The sequence below is a fragment of the Streptomyces sp. WM4235 genome, assembly GCF_001279725.1.
In the GTDB taxonomy this organism is placed as follows: domain Bacteria; phylum Actinomycetota; class Actinomycetes; order Streptomycetales; family Streptomycetaceae; genus Streptomyces.
This window is the reverse complement of the sequence record NZ_LGDE01000469.1, coordinates 1-18,437: the sequence shown is the minus strand read 5'-3', so window position 1 is coordinate 18,437 and position 18,437 is coordinate 1. Positions and strand designations below refer to the sequence as shown.

The following is an 18,437-nucleotide window of genomic DNA, read 5'->3' as shown; positions in this document are numbered from 1 at the left end:
AAAGTTCCCCCATACGACCTAATTCGAGGCCGTACGGGGGCCCTTGCTTTACGCGCCGTACGGGCGGCCCGGCCCGCGCGGGGTCACAGCCGCGGGTCGACCGGCTCCGACTCCAACGCCAGGACGGCGAACACCGCCTCGTGCACCCGCCACAGCGGCTCCCCGGCCGCCAGCCGGTCCAACGCCTCCAACCCCAGGGCGTACTCGCGCAGGGCGAGCGAACGCTTGTGGCCGAGGAACCGCCCGCGCAGCCGCTCCAGGTTGTCCGGGCGCGTGTACTCCGGACCGTAGATGATCCGCAGGTACTCGCGCCCGCGCACCTTCACCCCCGGCTGGACCAGGCGCCCCTTGACGTCCCTGGCGTACGCCACGAGCGGTTTGACGACCATCCCCTCGCCGCCGGCGGCGGTGAGGTCCAGCCACCAGTCGGTGCCCGCCCGCACGGAGGCCTCGTCGCCGGTGTCGACCACGATCCGGCCCGTGCGGCGCAACAGCCCGGTGCCGGCGGCCTCGTCGGCGGCGACGAGCCGGTCCAGGAGGGCCAGCTGCTCGTCGTGCGGCACGGCGGCCAGCGAGCGCCCGGCGGCCGCCAGGACCTGGAACGGCGCGAACCGTACGCCGTCCAGCCCGTCGGTGCTCCAGCAGTAGCGCCGGTACGCGTCGGTGAACAGGGCCGCGTCGCCGGCACGTTCGCGCTGGCGGGCGGTCAACGCGGCGGTGTCCACGCCCCGGGCCCCGGCCGCCTCCAGGGCGGCGAGGGCGTCGGGGAACACGGCGCGGGAGGCGGCGCCCACGGCGGCGTACTGGTTGCGCAGCAGGCCGGTGGACTTCAGCGACCAGGGCAGCAGTTCCCCGTCGAGGAGCAGCCAGTCCGTGTCGAGCTCCTCCCACGTCCCGGCGTCGGTGATCGCCCGGCGGATCCGGGTGAGCACCTCCTCGGTGACCTCGGGGTCGTGGAAGAAGGGGCGCCCGGTGCGGGTGTGGACGGAGCCCGTGGGGCCGTCCACGCCGAACCGCTCGCGGGCGGCCTCGGCGTCCCGGCACACCAGGACGGTGGCGCGGGAGCCCATGTGCTTCTCCTCGCACACCACCCGCTCGACGCCGTCCTTCCGGTACTGCTCGAAGGCCTCGGCGGGGTGTTCCAGGTAGCCCTCCTGCCGCGAGGTGGCCGTGGGCGCCATCGTGGGCGGCAGGTACGGGAGCAGCCGCGGGTCCACCGCGAAGCGGCTCATGACCTCCAGGGCCGCCGCCGCGTTCTCCTCGCGCACGTTGACGTTGCCCAGGTGCCGGGTCTCGACGATCCGGCGGCCGATGACGTCGTTCAGGTCCAGCGGTCGTCCGTCGTGTCCGCCCGGGGTCTCGGCGGCGAGCGGCTTGACCGGCTCGTACCAGACCTTCTCGGCCGGTACGTCGACGAGTTCGCGCTCGGGCCAGCGCAGGGCGGTCATCTTCCCGCCGAAGACCGCGCCGGTGTCGAGACAGATGGTGTTGTTGATCCAGGCCGTGCTCGGGACCGGGGTGTGGCCGTAGACCACGACGGCCTTGCCCCGGTAGTCCTCCGCCCACGGGTAGCGCACGGGCAGGCCGAACTCGTCGGTCTCGCCGGTGGTCTCGCCGTACAGGGCGTGCGAACGGACCCGGCCGGAGGTGCGGCCGTGGTACTTCTCCGGCAGCCCGGCGTGGCAGACCACCAGCCGGCCGCCGTCGAGCACGTAGTGGCTGACGAGACCGGCGATGAACGTGCGGACCTCCCGGACGAACTCCTCCGGCTCGCGGGCGAGCTGCTCGATGGTCTCGGCCAGGCCGTGGGTCCGGCGGACGTCGGATCCCTTGAGGTGGCGGCCCAGCTTGTTCTCGTGGTTCCCCGGTACGCACAGGGCGTTGCCCGAGCCGACCATGCCCATGACGCGGCGCAGGACCCCGGGGCTGTCCGGGCCCCGGTCGACGAGGTCGCCGACGAAGACGGCGGTGCGGCCCTCGGGGTGGACGCCGTCCTCGTAGCCGAGTGTGGTGAGCAGGGTCTCCAGCTCGGACGCGCACCCGTGGACGTCGCCGATGATGTCGAAGGGGCCGGTGAGGTGGGTGAGGTCGTTGTAGCGCTTCTCCAACACCACCTCGGCCGTCTCGACCTCCTCGACGCTGCGCAGGACGTGGACCTTGCGGAACCCCTCGCGCTCCAGTCCGCGCAGCGAGCGGCGCAGTTCGCGCCGGTGCCGCTGGATGACCTGGCGCGGCATCCCGGCCCGGTCGGGGCGGGTGGCGTTGCGTTCCGCGCAGACCTCCTCGGGCAGGTCGAGGACGATGGCGATGGGCAGGACGTCGTGCTCGCGGGCCAGCCGGACCAGCTGCCGGCGGGACTCCTGCTGCACGCTCGTCGCGTCGACCACGGTGAGGCGACCCGCGGCGAGCCGCTTGCCGGCGATGTGGTGCAGGACGTCGAAGGCGTCCTTGCTCGCGCTCTGGTCGTTCTCGTCGTCGGCCACCAGACCGCGGCAGAAGTCGGAGGAGATGACCTCGGTCGGCTTGAAGTGCCTGCGGGCGAAGGTGGACTTGCCCGATCCGGTGGCGCCGATGAGCACGACGAGGGACAGATCGGTGACGGGGAGCACGCGCCCCCGGTCGGTGGTGGTGGCGCCGTCTTCGGTGGCGGTGGTGCCGTCTTCGGTGGTCATGCTGCCTCGCCCTCCTTCGGGGTGTCTGTGTGGGTGTGGGTGTCGATGTGGGTGTGGGTGTCGATGTGGGTGTGGGTGTGGGTGTGGGTGTCGATGTCGGTGTGGGTGTTCCTGCCGGCGTGGGTCGCCTCGGCCGCGGCGCCGTCCTCGCGGGTGAAGACGGCCATCTGGGTCGGCGGCCCGACCTGCGGGTCCTCGTCCCCGACGGGCGCGTGGGTGACGGAGTAGCCGTGCCGCCCGGCGACCCGGTCCGCCCAGGCGCGGAACTCCTCCCGGGTCCATTCGAAGCGGTGGTCGCCGTGCCGGACGTGCCCGGCGGGCAGGGACTCCCAGCGGACGTTGTACTCGACGTTCGGGGTGGTCACCAGGACCGTGCGCGGGCGGGCCGCGCCGAAGACGGTGTACTCCAGCGCGGGCAGCCGGGGCAGGTCCACGTGCTCGATGACCTCGCTGAGGACGGCCGCGTCATAGCCCGCCAGCCGCTTGTCGGTGTACGCCAGGGAGCCCTGGAGGAGGGTGAGTCGGGAACTCTGCCGCTCCCCCATCCGCTCCGGTCGCAGCCGCTTGACGGCGGTGCCGAGCGCCCGCATGGACACGTCCACGCCGACGACCTCCGTGAAGGACACGTCCTTGAGCAGGGCCTGCAGCAACTGCCCCTGGCCGCAGCCCAGGTCGAGGACGCGGGCCGCGCCGGCGGTGCGCAGCGCGTCGAGGATCGCCTCGCGGCGTCGCACCGCGAGCGGCACCGGACGCTCCTCGGTGTCCTTCGTCTCGTCCACGGCGTTGTCGATCTCCTCGACCTCGCTGCCGTCCACCTCGGCGAGGCGGACCAGCTCCAGGCGTTCCAGGGCGTCCTGGGTGAGCCTCTTGTGGCGGGCGAGGTAGCGGGCGGTGATGAGGCCGTTCTCGGGGTGCCCGGCGAGCCAGCCGTCACCGGCGCGCAGCAGCTTGTCCACCTCGTCGGGCGCCACCCAGTAGTGCTTGGCGTCGTCGAGCACGGGCAGCAGGACGTACAGCTGACGGAGCGCGTCGGCGAGGCGCAACTCGCCCTCCAGCACGAGGCGTACGTACCGGGAGTCGCCCCACTCGGGGAACCGTTCGTCGAGGGGTACGCGCGTCACGCCGACGGACTCCCAGCCCAACGGGCCGAACAGCCGGCGTACCAGCTCCTCCCCGCCGCGGGCGGGCAGCGCCGGGATCTCGATCCGCAGCGGCCGGGTCTGTTCCGGCAGCTCAGGGCGGGCGAGGCACTGGCCCTTGAGGGCACTGCGGAAGACCCCGCTGAGCGCGACGGCCAGCAGCGAGGACGCGGCGTACGGACGGTCGTTGACGTACTGCGCGAGGGCCGCGTCCGGTGCTCCGCCCCGCCCCTTGCCCTGCCCGCGGCGCACGAGCGCGACGGGGTCCACTTCCAGCAGCAGCGCCGCGGTGCACTCCTCGTCCGACGCCACGGGGTAGAAGACGTGCGCGGTGCCGTGGGAGGTGGAGAACGCCTGCGCCTTCCCGGGATGCTTGTGCAGCAGAAAGCCCAGGTCGGTGGCGGGACGTGCGGCGGTGCCGGTCGTGGAGATCGTCAGGAACATGCGGTCGAGTATGTGTGGATCGCGGCTTCCCGGACAACGGAATTCCGGTCGGGGGAAGCGTCCCTCCCCCTGCTCGATCCGCCTTCCGTCCCATTCCCCGTACACCGGGCGGCCTGGTTTGGCATTGTCGCTTCTTTGAACGACATTCCATCTCGTGCCTTCCGGGAGAACCATGTACCCGCCACCCCACGCCTACGCGCCCGTCCACCCCGTCAGACGGTGGTGGCAGCACCCCGCGCTGATCATCGGCGCCCTGGTCCTGCTGCCCCCGGCGGGCATCGTCCTCGCCTGGACGAGCCGCTGGAACCGGACACAGAAGATCGTCGCCACCGTCCTGTCCGGTGTGTGGTTCCTGATCGTGATGCTGTCGGACCCGCCGAAGGAGCCCGTCGACGACGCGAAGCCGAAGGCCGCCGCGGTCGCCACGACCTCCCCCGCCGCCACCCCCTCGGCGAGCCCGAGCCCCACGCCCACCCCGAGCGCCGAGCCCGTGATGCCGGCGGTCGTCGGCAAGCCGTTCGGTGCGGCGGAGAAGGCGGTCGAGGCCCTGATCAAGGGCGAGTTGACCGCTCGTAGCGCGTACGCGGACGTCCCCCTCCCCGCGGACCACACCACTTGGCTCGTCTGCTTCCAGGGCCTGGGCGCGGGCACACGACTCGCCGCGGACACCGCAGGCACGGACGTCCACCTCGTCGCACCGGGCACCGCCTGCCCGGCGTCGGTCGGCGCCGTGCTCCACCCGAAGCCGAAGCCGAAGCCGACCCCCACCGAGCCCGCCGACGACTCGAACGGCGGGGGTTCCGCGTCGAGTTCGGGCTCCTCGACGACCGGTGGCGGCTCCTCCGGCACGGGCGGCGGCTCGTCCTCGACCAGCGGCGGATCGTCGACCACGACCGGCGGCTCCTCGACCGGCGGCTCCTCGACTGATGGCGGCTCCTCGACCGGCGGAGGAGACGTCTCCTACCGGAACTGCGCCGCCGTGCGGGCCGCCGGCGCCGCCCCCATCCGGCGAGGCGACCCCGGCTACGGCCGTCACCTCGACCGGGACGGCGACGGCATCGCCTGCGAGTAGCCCTCCGGGCGGGGGCGCCTTCCTAGCCTGTGGTGTCCTACCCCAGCCGCAGTCGCCCGGCCAGGGCCGCGATCTCGGCCGGGCCGATGCGGCAGCAGCCTCCGACGAGTCGGGCGCCGGCGGCGCGCCAGTCCGCCACGGGCCAGGGGGGCGGCGCGGCCGGGGTCTGCCAGGTGTCGGTGTCGGCCTGCCACACGGAGCCGTCGTTCGGGTAGGCCACGAGTGGTTTCCCGGTGGCCTCGGCCGCGACCCGCAGGGACGGCAGCACGTCCCGCGGGTCGCAGCAGTTGACCCCGACCGCGATGATCCCGGGCACCCCGGCGGCCAGGGCGAAGGCCTCGGCGAGCGGCTGCCCGGCCCGGGTCCGGCCGCCGGCCGGCGTGTAGCTCAACCAGGCGGCGGCGCCCGTCTCCGCCACGACCGTGAGCAGCGCCTCGGCCTCGACGGCGTCCGGGACGGTCTCCAGGGCCAGCACGTCCGGTCCGGCCGCCCACAGCGCCTCGATGCGGGGCCGGTGGAAGTCGACCAGCTCGCGCACCCCGAGGCCGTAGCGGCCGCGGTACTCGGAACCGTCCGCGAGCACCGCCCCGTACGGGCCGACGCTCGCGGCCACCCAGACGTCCCGCTCGGCGGCTTCGGCGGCGGTCGCGGCCAGCCGCACGCTGCGCCCCAGCAGGGCCGTGGTCCGGTCCCGCCCGTACCCCCGGGCGGCGAAGGCCTCGTACCCGACCTGGTAGCTCGCGGTGATCAGCACCTGGGCGCCGGCCCGCGCGTAGGCCGTGTGGGCGGCCTCGATCAGGTCCGGCCGCTCGGCGAGCACCCGGCCCGTCCAGAGGCCGCCGGACAGGTCGCAGCCCTCGGCGGCGAGCTGGTTGCTCAGCCCGCCGTCCAAGAGCACGGTGGCGCCCGCCAGGGCTTCGGCGAGCACCTCGCGGGCACGGGGCATCGGATCCGCCTCTCTCAGCCGAGCTGGGACAGCACCTGGGCGGAGATCAGCTCCAGGTGGTCCAGGTCGTCGAGGTCGAGGAGTTGGAGGTAGATCCGGGAGGCGCCGATGGCCCCGTACGCGCCGATCTTCTCGACGACCTCGGCCGGTGAACCGGCCAGGCCGTTGGCCTTGAGCTCGTCCACCTCGCGGCCGATCGCCGCGGCCCGGCGGGCCACCTCGGCGTCGTCCCTGCCCACACAGACCACGAGCGCGTTGGAGTAGACGAGCTCTCCGGGCTTGCGGCCCGCCTCCTCGGCGGCGGCCCGGACCCGACCGAACTGCCGCTCGCTGTCGGCGATCGACGCGAACGGCATGTTGAACTCGTCGGCGTACCGGGCCGCGAGACGGGGCGTGCGCTTCGCTCCGTGACCGCCGATGAGGACGGGCACCTTGGCCTGGGCCGGCTTGGGCAGCGCCGGGGAGTTCTCCACCTGGTAGTGGGTGCCCCGGTAGTCGAAGGTGGCCCCGGGCGCGGTGGCCCACAGTCCGGTGACGATGGCCAGCTGCTCTTCGAGTCGGGCCATCCGCTCCGCCGGGAAGGGGATCCCGTACGCCTTGTGCTCGTCCTCGAACCAGCCCGCCCCCAAGCCGAGTTCGACACGGCCGCCGGACATCTGGTCGACCTGGGCCACCTGGATGGCGAGGACACCGGGCAACCGGAAGGTACCGGCAGTCATCAAGGTGCCCAGCCGGATCCGGCTGGTCTCGCGGGCCAGGCCCGCGAGGGTGATCCAGGCGTCGGTGGGACCGGGCAGGCCGTCGGCCGACCCCATCCGCAGATAGTGGTCGGAGCGGAAGAACGCGTCGAAGCCGAGGTCCTCGGTGGCCTTGGCGACGGTCAGCAGGGTGTCGTAGCTCGCACCCTGCTGGGGCTCGGTGAAAATGCGGAGGTCCATGCTCCTATCCTGCCCCTCCAGCCCCGCCCGGGTGAATCTCCGTCAACCGGACGGTCCACCCCTACCCCGCCGGCGACCGGCCCGGACCGGGATCGCCGCCCGGACGGAGCCGAACCGCCGGCCCCGCGCGCCGATCAGCCCACTCGGGAAGTCCCGCCCGGGTGCCCGCCCCGGAAGTCCCGCCCGGGGGGCCCGCGTCGGAAGTCCGGCCCGGCACCCCGCCCCGGCACCCCGGCTGGAAGTCCGGCCCGGGCACCCCGCCGACACCCCGCGGTTCACCGCCGCCTCACCGCCGCCGGAACCTCGTCGCTCAGGACACTCCCGACGCGGAACCCCGCTCCCGGACGGACATCTTGCGCAGTATCGCCCGCACCCGGTCGCTGGACTCGTCGGCCGCGTCGATGGACTCGATGCACTGCCAGTACAGGCCCTCGTCGTCCGTTCCGCAGGCCACCCCGACCAGTGCTATGCCGACCTCGCCGAGCAGCGCCTGGAGCCCCAGCAGCGCCTGCCGGACATCCGCCACCCCGGCCAGTTGCGCCGCTCTCGGCGGCGGCTCGGGCGCGCTGCCCTCGCCCCGCAGTGCCGCGCGGTCGAGCACTCCGCAGCCTCTGCCACCCGCTTCTCCCAGTCCCCGTGACTCCGCTCTGAGTTCCGGCGGCCCGGTGACCGCCAGCCAGCTCCCTATCCCCTGGGCGAGCGCCTGGGCCTGCCAGGCCTCGCCCACGATGTCCCACGCAGCCCCACTCTGTGCCAGCGCGTGCCGGCCGGCCGCGATGAGCCGTACCGCATCCATATGCCGTCCCCCGTCCGCACGACATCCCACCGTTCTCCACTACCCAGAGTGAAGGCAACGAGCCAGTAAAGCCAGGGGTATTCGGAAATCTATGGACACAAACATGGTTGTGGACGACGCCATCACTCCGAAGAGTGACGATTCTGGCTCGAACCGCCCGGTGCCGGGAAACGGAGCTCGTTCCTCTCGATCTTCGCCGCGAGCGCGTCCAGCACATCCACCCCGAGGGCCTCACAGAATTGCAGCAGATACGCGAGCACGTCGGCCACCTCGTCGGCCACACGGTGCGCGCTTTCCGGCTTCTCCATGACCCGCGCCGACTGCTCGGGCGTCAACCACTGGAAGATCTCGACCAGTTCGGACGCCTCCACACTGAGGGCCACGGCCAGGTTCTTGGGTGTGTGGTAGGGGGCCCAGTCGCGGGCCGCCGCGAACTCGGCGAGCCTTCGCTGGAGCAGGTACAGGCGCTCTTCCCGGGGTTGTGTGTCGCTCATGGGACCAGGTCTACCACCGAGACGCCGGGGAGTCCGCGCGCGGTTCCCGCACACCCCTCTCCGACGGAGCCCACCAACCTGACCTGGCCGCGCGCGCAGCAGAGCTGGGCGAGTCGCAGCAGTTCGGCTTCCTGCCGCCGGTCCATCCCGCGGTCGAGGTCGTCGGCGAGCACGGTCAGGGCCTGCCGCGCGGAGAGCAGTTCGGCGGCCGGGTCCATGGCCAGCACCCCGGGTCCGGTCAGCAGGACGAGCGCCAGGGCGAGGAAGCGCAGTTCGCCCGAGCCGAGGCGGTCGAGGCCGGTACCGGGCCGGCCGGGTCCCCGGTCCAGCAGCGCGGCGACGGAGCCGTCCGGCAGGTCCCGTACGGTCAGCCCGGCCACCGGTCCCGCGCAGCCGGTGCGCGCCGCCTCGGTCAGGAGGGCGTGGCGGGTGCCGCATTCGTGACGGGTGCGGCGCAGGACGTCGGCCAGGTTCGCGCAGTCGCCGGCGAGCCGTCCGGCGCCGGGCGGGACGGCGGCCCGCATCCGCTCCGGGCGCGGGTCGCAGGGGAACACCGAGCGCAGCGCGACCACGACCTGCTCGGCGGCGGTCAGGACGCGCCGCTGCCCGGCGGTGGACCCGGCGACGCGCAGCGGCAGCAGGGCGGTTCCGAGGCGGTCGTCCGGCAGCGGGGCGCGGGTCATGCCGACGGACCCGCCGGTCAGCCAACTCGCCTGCACGGTGCGTCGACCGGGGTCGCGCAGGGCCGTGCCGAGCAGGATCTGTCCGTCCTGCGCGAGTCGTTCGCCGACGACGCGGAGCGTGGGTTCGGCCTGGACGGCGAGGTCGAGCCGGATCGGTCCGACGGGTCCGTCGACGGTGCAGCCGATCCGGAATCCGCGCCGGCGCTGGGCGTCGGGCACGGCCCGTTCGGGCACCCGGGCGGAAGGATCCGGGAACACGGATTCCAGTGTCGCCCCGGAGGCGAGGGCGGCCAGCGCCTCGTAGGCGTCCAGGGCCTGGGACTTGCCGCTGCCGCTGGGTCCGGCGAACAGGGTGACGGGGCCGAGCGGGAAGACGGCCGAGCGGTGCGGGCCGAAGGCGGACAGCCGCAACTCGGTGACGGCGGGCCGCTGGTGCGCGACGGGCCGCCCGGGGGCGGGATCCCCGGGGGTGTCATGGACGAGGGCTTCGGCGACGAGGGCTTCGGTCGCTGGGGCGTCGACGGCGGGGGCTTCGGCCAACCCTGTGCCCGCAGTGGCTTCCATGCGCCGGACGGTACGGCCGCCGGTGACCCCTCGGTCCCGGCGAACCGTTCCGTCGTGCGGACCTTCCTACGATCGGGGGACGGCCGCCGCGGCGATGCCCTCGACCTCGGTGCCGACCGGCGCGAGCAGGAAGACGTTCCGGTCGACCCGGTGCATCCCGCTGCCCAGTCCGAAGACGACGCCGCTGCTGAAGTCCAGGATCCGCTTGGCCACCTCGGTGTCCGCGCCCGTGAGGTCCAGCAGCACGGGGATCTGGGCGATCAGATACTCGGCCACCTCCCGCGCGTCCGCGAAGATCTGGACCCGGATCACGACGAAGCGCCGCTGTTCCGCCGCCGACGCCCCGGGAGCCGTGGGGATCGTGCGGTGGTCCACCCGGGAGGGCCACTCGTTGCGACTGCGCAGGGGGACCACCTGCGCGAGTCCCTCCCACTGTTCGTCCGTGACGTCGTACCTGCTCACCGGGCCGCCTCGGCCGTGCGCTTCATGTGCATCGGGCCATCCTCTCGTGTTTCACCCGTTCAGCCCAACACCGACACGGCGGGTGTCGGGGCGCGCCGCCGCGGGACCCGAATCTTCGCCCGAACAAATCGCCGAGCCTTCGGGTCGACCGGGGCGCGGGGTACTCCCCGGGAGACGAATGGGTTAGGTTAGGCATACCTAACCTTCGGACGATGGAGAGATCCGCATGCGCATGTCCGGTGCCCCTGCCACGCCCGCCGCCGCGCCCACCGACGCCGAGCGGGTCCGGTCGATCCTGGCCGCCGCCCACTCCATGACCGTGGTCACGGACGGACTGCGCAGCGAGGTCCACCAGATGGAGGGCGAAGACCTGCTCGGTCGGCTGCACCTGCACCCGGCCGCCCCCGCCGCCGGTCAGGGGGGCACCGCCCCCGCCGAGGACCGGCCGGTCATCCGGCTGGAGTTCACCGACATCGCCCCGACCCCGGTACGGGACCGGGTGCGCGCCCGGGTCACCGTCATCGGGCACCTGCTCACCCCGTACACCGAGAACAGCGCCGAGAGCACCTGCGTGGAGTACGGCCAGGCCATCCTGGAGACGGCCGAGGGGACCTCGTACATCGGGTTGGAGGAGCTGGACCAGGCCTGGCCCGACCCGCTCGCCCCGTACGAGGCCGGGATGCTCACCCACCTGCTCGACGACCACCCCGAACTGGTCACCCTGCTGCTGCGGCTGGTCCGCCCGGCGCCCGCGGCCGCCGTGGTGCGCGCGCTGCCGCTGGCCCTGGACCGGTACGGCATCACGCTGCGGCTGGAGGAGGCGAACGGTCACCGTGACGCGCGGCTGCCCTTCCCCTCCCCCCTGGACGACGTCGAACAGTCGGGGGCGCAGATCCAGGCCCTGCTCAGCGCGGCCCGGCGGCGTTCGCACCGCAACACCCTGCCCGCCTGAGCCCGCGCCGTACCCGAACTCCCTGGAGGCGCGGACGAGTTCTCCGGAGGTTTCGCGCGGTCCGGGAATAGAGGCCCGCGGGACCCGGGTTGGTGATGATCATGAAGGCCATCACTTACAGCGCGTACGGACCCGCCGAGAACCTCGAACTCACCGACGTGGCGGAGCCGAAGGTCGGACCGGGCGAGGTCCTCGTCCGGGTCAAGGCCGCCGGGGTGAACCCGGTGGACTGGAAGCTCGCCCTCGGATACCTCGACCCCGTCCTGGAGGTCCGCCACCCCGTCATACCCGGCTGGGACGTCGCGGGAGTCGTCGAGGCGGTCGGCCCCGACACCTTCGACCACTCCGTCGGTGACGAGGTGTACGGCTACGTCCGCAAGGAATGGGTACAGCTCGGCACCTACGCGGAACGCGTCGCCGCACCCGTGCGCACCCTCGCCCGCAAGCCCCGCTCGCTGAGCTTCGAACAGGCCGCCGGTCTCCCGCTGGCCGGCCTCAGCGCCTACCAGTCGCTCCTGCGCGTGGGGGCGGAAGCGGGCGAGACCGTCGTCATCCACTCCGCGGCGGGTGGGACCGGTTCGCTGGGCGTGCAGATCGCGGTCGCGCTGGGCCTGCGCGTCATCGGCACGGCCGGCACGCACAACCATGACTACCTGCGCGGGCTCGGGGCCGAACCGGTGCTGTACGGGGAGGGGCTGGCGGAGCGGATCCGCGCGCTGGCACCCGACGGTGTCGACGCGGGCCTCGACTTCCACGGCGACGGGGTGGAACTCCTCCAGTCGCTGGTCAAGCAGCGTGACCGGGTGTCCTCCCTGGCCGACCAGGAGGCCGCCGCCAAGGGCGCGCACCAGCCGTGGGTACGGCCCGACACCGCCGACCTGACGTTCCTGGCCGAGCTGGCCGACTCCGGACGGCTGACGGTCGAGGTGGCGCACGCCCTGCCGCTGGCCGAGGCCGCCAGGGCGTGGGAGCTGAGCGCCTCCGGCAGGACCCGAGGGAAGATCGTCCTGACCGTCTGACGGCGCACGGGCGCGCCGCCCGGGGTCGGACCCGGGCGGCGCGTGCGCTCAGGCCGTCGGCGCGAGGTGACGGTTGGCCGGGCGGGCGAGGCCGTAGTTCTCGCGCAGGGTGGTGCCGGTGTACTCCGTACGGAAGAGACCGCGCTTCTGGAGGATCGGCACGACGTGGTCGACGAACGCGGTCAGGCCCGTCGGCAGGACCGGCGCCATGATGTTGAAGCCGTCCGCCGCGCCCTGTGTGAACCACTCCTGGAGCTGGTCGGCGATCTGCTCGGGCGTGCCGGCGTAGACCCGGTGTCCACGTCCCGCGCCGAGCCGGGCGATCAACTGGCGCAGCGTCAGCCCGTCCCGCCGGGCCAGTTCGGCGACGAGCGTGAACCGGCTCTTGTTGCCGTTGATGTCCCGCTCCTCGGGCAGCTCGGGCAGCGGGCCGTCGAGGGGGTGGTCCGAGAGGTCGACGCCGAGCATCCCGGAGAGCTGGGCGAGCCCGTACTCGGGGACCTGGAGGTCGGTGAGCTGCTGCTCCAGCGCCTTGGCCTCGGCCTCGGTGGAGCCGATGACGGGGGCGATGCCGGGCAGGACGAGCAGGTCGCTCTCGGCGCGGCCGTAACGGGCCAGCCGGGACTTGAGGTCCTTGTAGAAGGTCTGGCCGTCGGCGAGGGTCTGCTGCGCGGTGAAGACCGCCTCGGCGTACTGGGCGGCGAACTCCTTGCCGTCCTCGGAGGAACCCGCCTGCACGAGGAGCGGGTGTCCCTGGGGTGAGCGGGGCACGTTGAGCGGGCCGGCGACACCGAAGTACTCGCCCCGGTGGGCGGCCGGGTGCAGCTTGTCGGTGTCCGCGTAGACGCCCCGCTCCTTGTCGAGGACGATCGCGTCGTCCTCCCAGCTGTCCCAGAGCTTGCCGGCGACGTCCAGGAACTCGCGGGCCCGCTCGTAGCGCAGGTTGTGGGCCAGGTGCTCGTCCTGGTTGAAGTTGCGGGCCTCGTCGACGGTGCCGGAGGTGACGATGTTCCAGCCGGCGCGACCGTTGCTGATGTGGTCGAGCGACGCGAACTTGCGGGCCGTGTGGAACGGCTCGTTGAAGGTCGTGGAGACGGTCGCGATGAGCCCGATGTGCTCGGTGACGGCGGCGATGGCCGAGAGCAGGGTCAGCGGCTCGAACCCGCCGAGGGCGTTGTAGCGGGCCTTGCCCCACAGGGCCAGGCCGTCGGCGAAGAAGATCGAGTCGAGGCGTCCGCGTTCGGCGGTGCGCGCCAGCTCCTGGAAGTAGCGCAGGTCGGTGACCCGTTCGGGGCTGCTGTCCGGGTGCCGCCAGGCGGCGTCGTGGTGACCGGCGTTCATCAGGAAGGCGTTGAGGTGGAGGGTGCGGGGAGCGGTCATGTCGGTTCCTCGGGTCGGGTCGGCGCGCGCGGGGCACCGCCGGGGGGAAGGGCGGGCGGGCGGCGCGGGGCGGCGGCCCCGGGTCGCACCGCGGGGGGCGCCGGTGTCAGGCGGGTACGCGCCAGAGGCTCAGGCGGCGTTCGATCGTGACGAGGAGCTGGTTGAACGCCAGCCCGATCGCGGAGATGGTGACGATGCCCGCGTACATCTGCGGGATCGCGAAGTTGAACTGCGAGGCGTTGATCAGGTAGCCCAGTCCCGCCTTGGCGCCGATCATCTCGGCCGCCACGAGCACGAGGATCGACACCGCTCCCGCCAACCGGATCCCGGTGAAGATCGCCGGCACCGACGACGGCAGGATCACCTTCTGGAAGAGCCTCGGCGTGGACAGGTCCATCGACCGGGCCAGCTTCACCAGGGTCGGATCGGCGTTGCCGACCGCGCTGATCGTGTTGAGCAGGATCGGCCAGACGCACGCGTAGACCACGATGGACACCTTCGAGGTCTCCCCGATGCCCAGCAGCAGCACGAACACCGGCAGCAGCGCCAGCGCCGCCGTGTTGCGGAAGACCTCCAGCAGCGGCCCGAGCAGCACCGCGACCGGCCGGTACCAGCCGATGAGCAGGCCGAGCGGTACCGCGATCACGACCGCGATGCCGAAGCCGCCGAAGGAGCGGACCAGGCTGGCCCCGGTGTGTTCGGCGAGCTGCCCGTCCCCCAGCAGCTCCCACCAGGCCGTGGCGACCTCGCTGACCGGCGGCAGGAACGTGGCGTCGACCAGGCCGAGCCGGGGCGCCGTCTCCCAGAGGGCGAGCAGGGCGAGGATGGCGGCCGAGCGCAGCACGGCGGCGCTCAGCCCGCGCCCGACGGCGGCGAGCAGACCGCGCCCGCGCCCCGGGCTCCGTACGGGGGTCTTCGCCGTGACCGGCTCCGTACGGGCGACGGCCTCCTCGACGGGCGCGGGGGCAGGTGCTTCGGCGGGCGCCGCCGGCCGCGCGGGCGCCCCGGTGGTCGGCTGTTCCGCGGGCCGGGCCGGGTCCTCGGTCTCCGGCGGGGGTGCCAGGCCGGCCAGGGCGGCGGCGGTGATGTCGGTTCCGGTGGTCATACGGTGGCCTCCTCCTTCTCCAGTTGCTGAGCGCGGGCCACCTCGTCGTGGAGCAGGGTCCAGATCTCGTGGCGGTGACGGGCGAACTCCGGGCTGGAGCGCAGGTCCTCGCCCGTGGCGCCGGTGGCACGGTCGCCGAGGTCGACCCGGACGACCTCCTTGACGCGGCCGGGGCGCGAGGTGATCACGGCGACCTTCTGCCCCAGGTACACGGCCTCTTCGATGCCGTGGGTGATGAACACGATCGTCTTGCCGGTCCGCTGCCAGATGCGCCGCAGTTCGTCCTGGAGGGATTCGCGGGTCTGCGCGTCCAGGGCCGCGAACGGCTCGTCCATCAACAGCACGTCGGGGTCGTAGGCGAGCGAGCGGGCGATGGCGACCCGCTGGCGCATGCCCCCGGACAGTTCGTGGGGGTGGCGGTCCTCGAAGCCGGTGAGCCCGACGAGGTCCAGGAACTCCCTTGCCCTCTCGGTCCGTTGGCGGCGCGGGACGCCGGTCGCCTCCAGGCCGAACTCGATGTTGCCCAGTGCGGTGCGCCAGGGCAGCAGCGCGTACTGCTGGAAGACGATGCCCCGGTCGAGCCCGGGCCCGGTGACGGGTTCGCCGTCGAGCAGGATCCTGCCGGAGGTGGGGCGGGTCAGGCCGCCGAGGAGGTCGAGCAGGGTGGACTTGCCGCACCCGCTGGGGCCGACGACGACCACGAACTCCCCCGCCTCGATCTCCAGGTCGATGCCGTCGAGGGCGGTGAACTCCTGCTTGTTCCTCCTGTTCTTCCTGTCCTTCGTCGGGAAGGTCTTCGTCACGGAGTCGAACACGATCTTCGCCATGGCAGTCGGTCAGCCCTTCCCGTTCCCGTTGAACTGGTTGGTGTAGAGGTCGGCGGCCTTGAGCTGCCCCTTCTTGATCTCGCCGCGCTCGCCCAGCCAGTCGATCCAGAGCTGGAACTCCTTGTCGGCGATCCGGCCCCCCGGCTCGGCGACCCCGTACGAGCGCCAGTAGCGCAGTGTCGAGGTGTCCTCGTTGCGGCCGCGCTTCTTCACGATGTCGGTCAACCGCGCGATGACCTGCTCGCGCGGGGTGGTGCGCGACCAATCGATGGCCTTGCCGACGCCGGTGGTGAACGTCCTGACGGTGTTGGGGTTCTCCTTGATGAAGCGCCGGGTCATCACGTAACTGCCGGCGCTGAACGCCCCCAACAGCTCGAAGTCCTTGAACAGCGGGCGTATCCCGCCGGCCGCGAGGGCCTTGTCGCGCAGCACACCGCTGAGGACGCCCACCTCGATCTGCTTCTGGCGCAGGGCCTGTTCGGTGTTGACGGGCGGGACGACGAGGGACTCGACCTTGCCGGCGTCACCCTTGGAGAGGCCGTTGCGCTCCAGGTAGATGTCGAGCAGGGCCTGCGCGTGGGCGCCCAGGGTGTTCATGCCGACCTTCTTGCCGATCAGGTCGCGGGCCGACCGGATCGGGCTGTCCTCCAGGACGTAGTAGCCGAGGTAGGTGTCCTTGTCGGAGCCGTAGTAGGAGATGACGGCCTGGATCTGCGCCTTGCTCGCGGCGAGTTTGACGATCGCGCCGTTGAAGGCGCCGCCGAAGTGGGTCTGGCCGGTGGCCGCGGACTGGATGTCCTGGGGGCCGCTGATGGTGTTGCCGACCCAGTCCAGGGTGAGGTTGCCGAGGTACCCGAGATCGGCGGCCAGTTCGGGGAGCGTGACCGCGCCCACCGAGCCCTGGTACTTCAGGGACGTGACCTGCTTGCCGGAGCCGCCGGTGGCGGTGGCCGTGCCGCAGCTCACCGCGGCCGCCGAGATGCCGAGCAGGGTGAGGAACTGGCGTCGGGAGGTGGAGGACGTGGTGAAGGCTGCGGGCATGACGGGTCCTTGTCGGTGCGTACGGGGTCAGTGAGCGGTGGTGAGGGCGCCCGCGGGGGCGATGCGCAGCGCGTCGGCGAACTCGTCGACGGCCTGGTACAGGTCCAGCTCCGCCTCGGGCCGGAGCCGGTCCGGGCCGTCCCCGCGCTCGACGGCGGAGTCCAGGACGAACCGGCCGGCGGTGACGTGTCGGGCGCCGAGCGCGGAGAGGACCGGGCGCAGGGCGTAGTCGATGGTCAGGACGTGGGCGAGGCTGCCGCCGGTGGCGATCGGCAGGACCGTCTTGCCGGCCAGGCCGTCCTGCGGGAGCAGGTCGAGGAAGGCCTTGAGCAGGCCGGTGTACGAGGCCTTGTAGATCGGGGTGGCGATGATCAGGCCGTCCGCCTCGGCCACGGCCTCCACCGCGCGGCGGATCTCGGGCTCGCCGCGGCGGGCGGAGAGCAGGTCGGCGGCGGGCAGTTCCCGTACGGCGAGGTGCGCGGTCTCGTACCCGGAGTGGGACAGACGACGCAGCACCTGGTCGACGACCACGGCGGTACGGGAGTGGACGGAGGGGCTGCCGGTGACGGCGAGCAGCTTGGGCACGGGGCTCTCCTTGTGCGGCGGGGGCGGGTCAGACGGAGGCGGAGGAGGCGCCGGAGGCGATGCCGAACTCCGGGTCGGGCACGGTCTCCGGGCTGATCAGGCGGGACGGGCGTCCGTCGGGGCCGACGGGCACGTCGCCGTCGACGGTGACGCGGCGCAGGGTGCGCTCGTGGTCGTCGGAGTCGTCGACGCCGTAGTGCTGGGTGGCGCGGTTGTCCCAGATCGCGACGTCGCCGGCGCGCCACTGCCAACGGACGGTGTTCTCGGGGCTCTCGATGTGCGCCTGGAACAGGTCCTGGAGGACGCGGGAGTCCCGGCCGGTGAGGCCGGTGATCCGCTGGACGAAGTTGCCGAGGAGCAGGGTGCGTTCGCCCGTCTCGGGGTGGACGCGGACCACCGGGTGCTCGGTGAGGAACGTGGTGGAGGTGAACACCTCGCGGTACTGGGCGAGGGCCTCGGGGAGCGCGTCGGGCCGCAGGGCGGCGTAGTCGTACTCGTTGGAGTGCACGGCGCGCAGGCCGTCGGCCAGGACCCGCAACGGCTCCGGGAGGCCCGCGTAGGCGGTGGCGGTGTTGGCCCAGAGCGTGTTGCCGCCGTACGGGGGGATGGTGACGGCGCGGAGGATGGAGAAGGCGGGGTAGGCGGGGACGAAGGTGACGTCGGTGTGCCACTGGTTGGCGCGGGCGCCGTGGTCGGAGTCGATGCCGAGGGCGTACCGGCCGTCGGCGGAGGGCACGGTCGGATGGGCGACCGGCGCGCCGAGCAGCCGGGCGAACTCCTCGTGTCCGGCCTCGTCGAGGTGGTCCTGGCCGCGGAAGAAGACCACCTTGTGGGCGAGGAGGGCGGCACGGATCTCGGCGACGGTCTCGGCGGGCAGGTCGCCGCCGAGGCGGACGCCGCCGATCTCGGCGCCGATGCGGCCGCCGATCTTGGCGACGGAGACAGCGGTGACAGTGGTCATGGGAACTCCCGGGTCAGAGATTTATTTCCGCAGGGGAAGAAATGCCGGTACGCGAACGGGGCGCGATGCGCGGCGAACGGCACGCACACGGGGCGGGGCGGGGGCGGAAGCGGCCTCGGGGCACCGCGGGGTCACAGGACCCCGGAGCGGCGTCGCTCAGGCGCGGCGCGGGGCCGGGAGGCGGCCCTGACACTCGCCCGGCGCGGTACAGGAGCCGGGGGTGTGGAGCCGCGGGGCGAGGTGCTCGATCGCGGACATGGCTCGGAGACTGTCAGCGCCCCCCGCCGGGGTCAACCCCCACCGCAGCCCCCGCCGGCGCCCGGCGCCAAAACCCCGCACAGCACCCCTGACCTGCCC

The 18,437-nt window shown here is 72.8% G+C and carries 17 protein-coding genes; 3 read left to right on the top strand and 14 right to left on the bottom strand.

Features of this window, described 5'->3' with window-relative positions; all coding sequences use genetic code 11:
- Positions 1 to 83: 83 nt before the first annotated feature.
- Together ADK55_RS34070 and ADK55_RS34065 are read right to left on the bottom strand one after the other, a co-directional pair.
- The gene (locus ADK55_RS34070; RefSeq protein ID WP_053684623.1) at positions 84 to 2,672 is read right to left on the bottom strand and encodes a polynucleotide kinase-phosphatase; all 2,589 of its coding nucleotides are present in this window, start codon (positions 2,670 to 2,672) and stop codon (positions 84 to 86) included.
- Positions 2,669 to 4,255, bottom strand: coding sequence for a 3' terminal RNA ribose 2'-O-methyltransferase Hen1 (locus tag ADK55_RS34065; protein WP_078999762.1), 1,587 nt, complete (start codon positions 4,253 to 4,255; stop codon positions 2,669 to 2,671). Before ADK55_RS34065 ends, ADK55_RS34070 begins: the two co-directional genes overlap by 4 nt.
- A 154-nt stretch (positions 4,256 to 4,409) precedes the next feature.
- On the opposite strand from ADK55_RS34065, the gene ADK55_RS40815 reads away from it, so the two are divergent.
- On the top strand, positions 4,410 to 5,327 hold the full coding sequence (locus ADK55_RS40815) for an excalibur calcium-binding domain-containing protein (RefSeq protein ID WP_324611216.1): 918 nt from the start codon (positions 4,410 to 4,412) through the stop codon (positions 5,325 to 5,327).
- Between the two features lie 37 nt (positions 5,328 to 5,364).
- On the opposite strand, the gene mmuM is transcribed toward ADK55_RS40815, so the two are convergent.
- From mmuM to ADK55_RS34030, 6 genes are all read right to left on the bottom strand, one after another.
- Positions 5,365 to 6,273 (bottom strand): homocysteine S-methyltransferase, encoded by a 909-nt coding sequence (mmuM, locus tag ADK55_RS34055; RefSeq protein ID WP_053684621.1) that lies wholly within the window; start codon positions 6,271 to 6,273, stop codon positions 5,365 to 5,367.
- A gap of 14 nt (positions 6,274 to 6,287) precedes the next feature.
- Complete coding sequence (locus tag ADK55_RS34050; RefSeq protein ID WP_053684620.1) at positions 6,288 to 7,211, bottom strand: LLM class F420-dependent oxidoreductase; 924 nt, start codon at positions 7,209 to 7,211, stop codon at positions 6,288 to 6,290.
- Between the two features lie 310 nt (positions 7,212 to 7,521).
- On the bottom strand, positions 7,522 to 8,007 hold the full coding sequence (locus ADK55_RS34045) for a DUF6099 family protein (RefSeq protein ID WP_053684618.1): 486 nt from the start codon (positions 8,005 to 8,007) through the stop codon (positions 7,522 to 7,524).
- A gap of 122 nt (positions 8,008 to 8,129) precedes the next feature.
- The gene (locus tag ADK55_RS34040) at positions 8,130 to 8,501 is read right to left on the bottom strand and encodes a nucleotide pyrophosphohydrolase (RefSeq protein ID WP_053684617.1); all 372 of its coding nucleotides are present in this window, start codon (positions 8,499 to 8,501) and stop codon (positions 8,130 to 8,132) included.
- A complete protein-coding gene (locus ADK55_RS34035; protein WP_234350370.1) occupies positions 8,498 to 9,748 on the bottom strand; it encodes an AAA family ATPase in 1,251 nt (416 codons plus the stop codon). Before ADK55_RS34035 ends, ADK55_RS34040 begins: the two co-directional genes overlap by 4 nt.
- A gap of 66 nt (positions 9,749 to 9,814) precedes the next feature.
- Positions 9,815 to 10,210, bottom strand: coding sequence for a cell division protein SepF (locus ADK55_RS34030; protein WP_053684615.1), 396 nt, complete (start codon positions 10,208 to 10,210; stop codon positions 9,815 to 9,817).
- A gap of 226 nt (positions 10,211 to 10,436) precedes the next feature.
- Between ADK55_RS34030 and ADK55_RS34025 the strand changes: the two genes are divergently transcribed.
- Together ADK55_RS34025 and ADK55_RS34020 are read left to right on the top strand one after the other, a co-directional pair.
- Positions 10,437 to 11,162: a DUF2470 domain-containing protein gene (locus ADK55_RS34025; RefSeq protein WP_053684613.1), complete on the top strand. Its 726-nt coding sequence runs from the start codon at positions 10,437 to 10,439 to the stop codon at positions 11,160 to 11,162.
- Between the two features lie 101 nt (positions 11,163 to 11,263).
- Positions 11,264 to 12,181, top strand: a complete 918-nt coding sequence (locus ADK55_RS34020) for an NADP-dependent oxidoreductase (RefSeq protein ID WP_053684844.1) — start codon at positions 11,264 to 11,266, stop codon at positions 12,179 to 12,181.
- Positions 12,182 to 12,229: 48 nt separating this feature from the next.
- Here the strand turns inward: ADK55_RS34020 and ADK55_RS34015 are convergent, their stop codons facing one another.
- The 6 genes from ADK55_RS34015 to ADK55_RS33990 form a co-directional block, all read right to left on the bottom strand.
- Positions 12,230 to 13,561 carry an LLM class flavin-dependent oxidoreductase gene (locus tag ADK55_RS34015; protein WP_053684611.1) on the bottom strand — a complete coding sequence of 444 codons (1,332 nt, stop codon included), beginning with the start codon at positions 13,559 to 13,561 and terminating at the stop codon, positions 12,230 to 12,232.
- Between the two features lie 106 nt (positions 13,562 to 13,667).
- Positions 13,668 to 14,666 (bottom strand): ABC transporter permease, encoded by a 999-nt coding sequence (locus tag ADK55_RS34010; protein ID WP_234350369.1) that lies wholly within the window; start codon positions 14,664 to 14,666, stop codon positions 13,668 to 13,670.
- The gene (locus ADK55_RS34005; protein ID WP_053684609.1) at positions 14,663 to 15,493 is read right to left on the bottom strand and encodes an ABC transporter ATP-binding protein; all 831 of its coding nucleotides are present in this window, start codon (positions 15,491 to 15,493) and stop codon (positions 14,663 to 14,665) included. Before ADK55_RS34005 ends, ADK55_RS34010 begins: the two co-directional genes overlap by 4 nt.
- Positions 15,494 to 15,502: 9 nt before the next feature.
- Complete coding sequence (locus ADK55_RS34000; RefSeq protein ID WP_053684607.1) at positions 15,503 to 16,534, bottom strand: ABC transporter substrate-binding protein; 1,032 nt, start codon at positions 16,532 to 16,534, stop codon at positions 15,503 to 15,505.
- Between the two features lie 27 nt (positions 16,535 to 16,561).
- Positions 16,562 to 17,119: an NADPH-dependent FMN reductase gene (gene ssuE / locus ADK55_RS33995; RefSeq protein ID WP_053684605.1), complete on the bottom strand. Its 558-nt coding sequence runs from the start codon at positions 17,117 to 17,119 to the stop codon at positions 16,562 to 16,564.
- 28 nt (positions 17,120 to 17,147) lie between these two features.
- Entirely contained in the window at positions 17,148 to 18,080 is a 933-nt protein-coding gene (locus ADK55_RS33990) for a TauD/TfdA dioxygenase family protein (protein WP_053684603.1), read from the bottom strand.
- Positions 18,081 to 18,437: the final 357 nt, after the last annotated feature.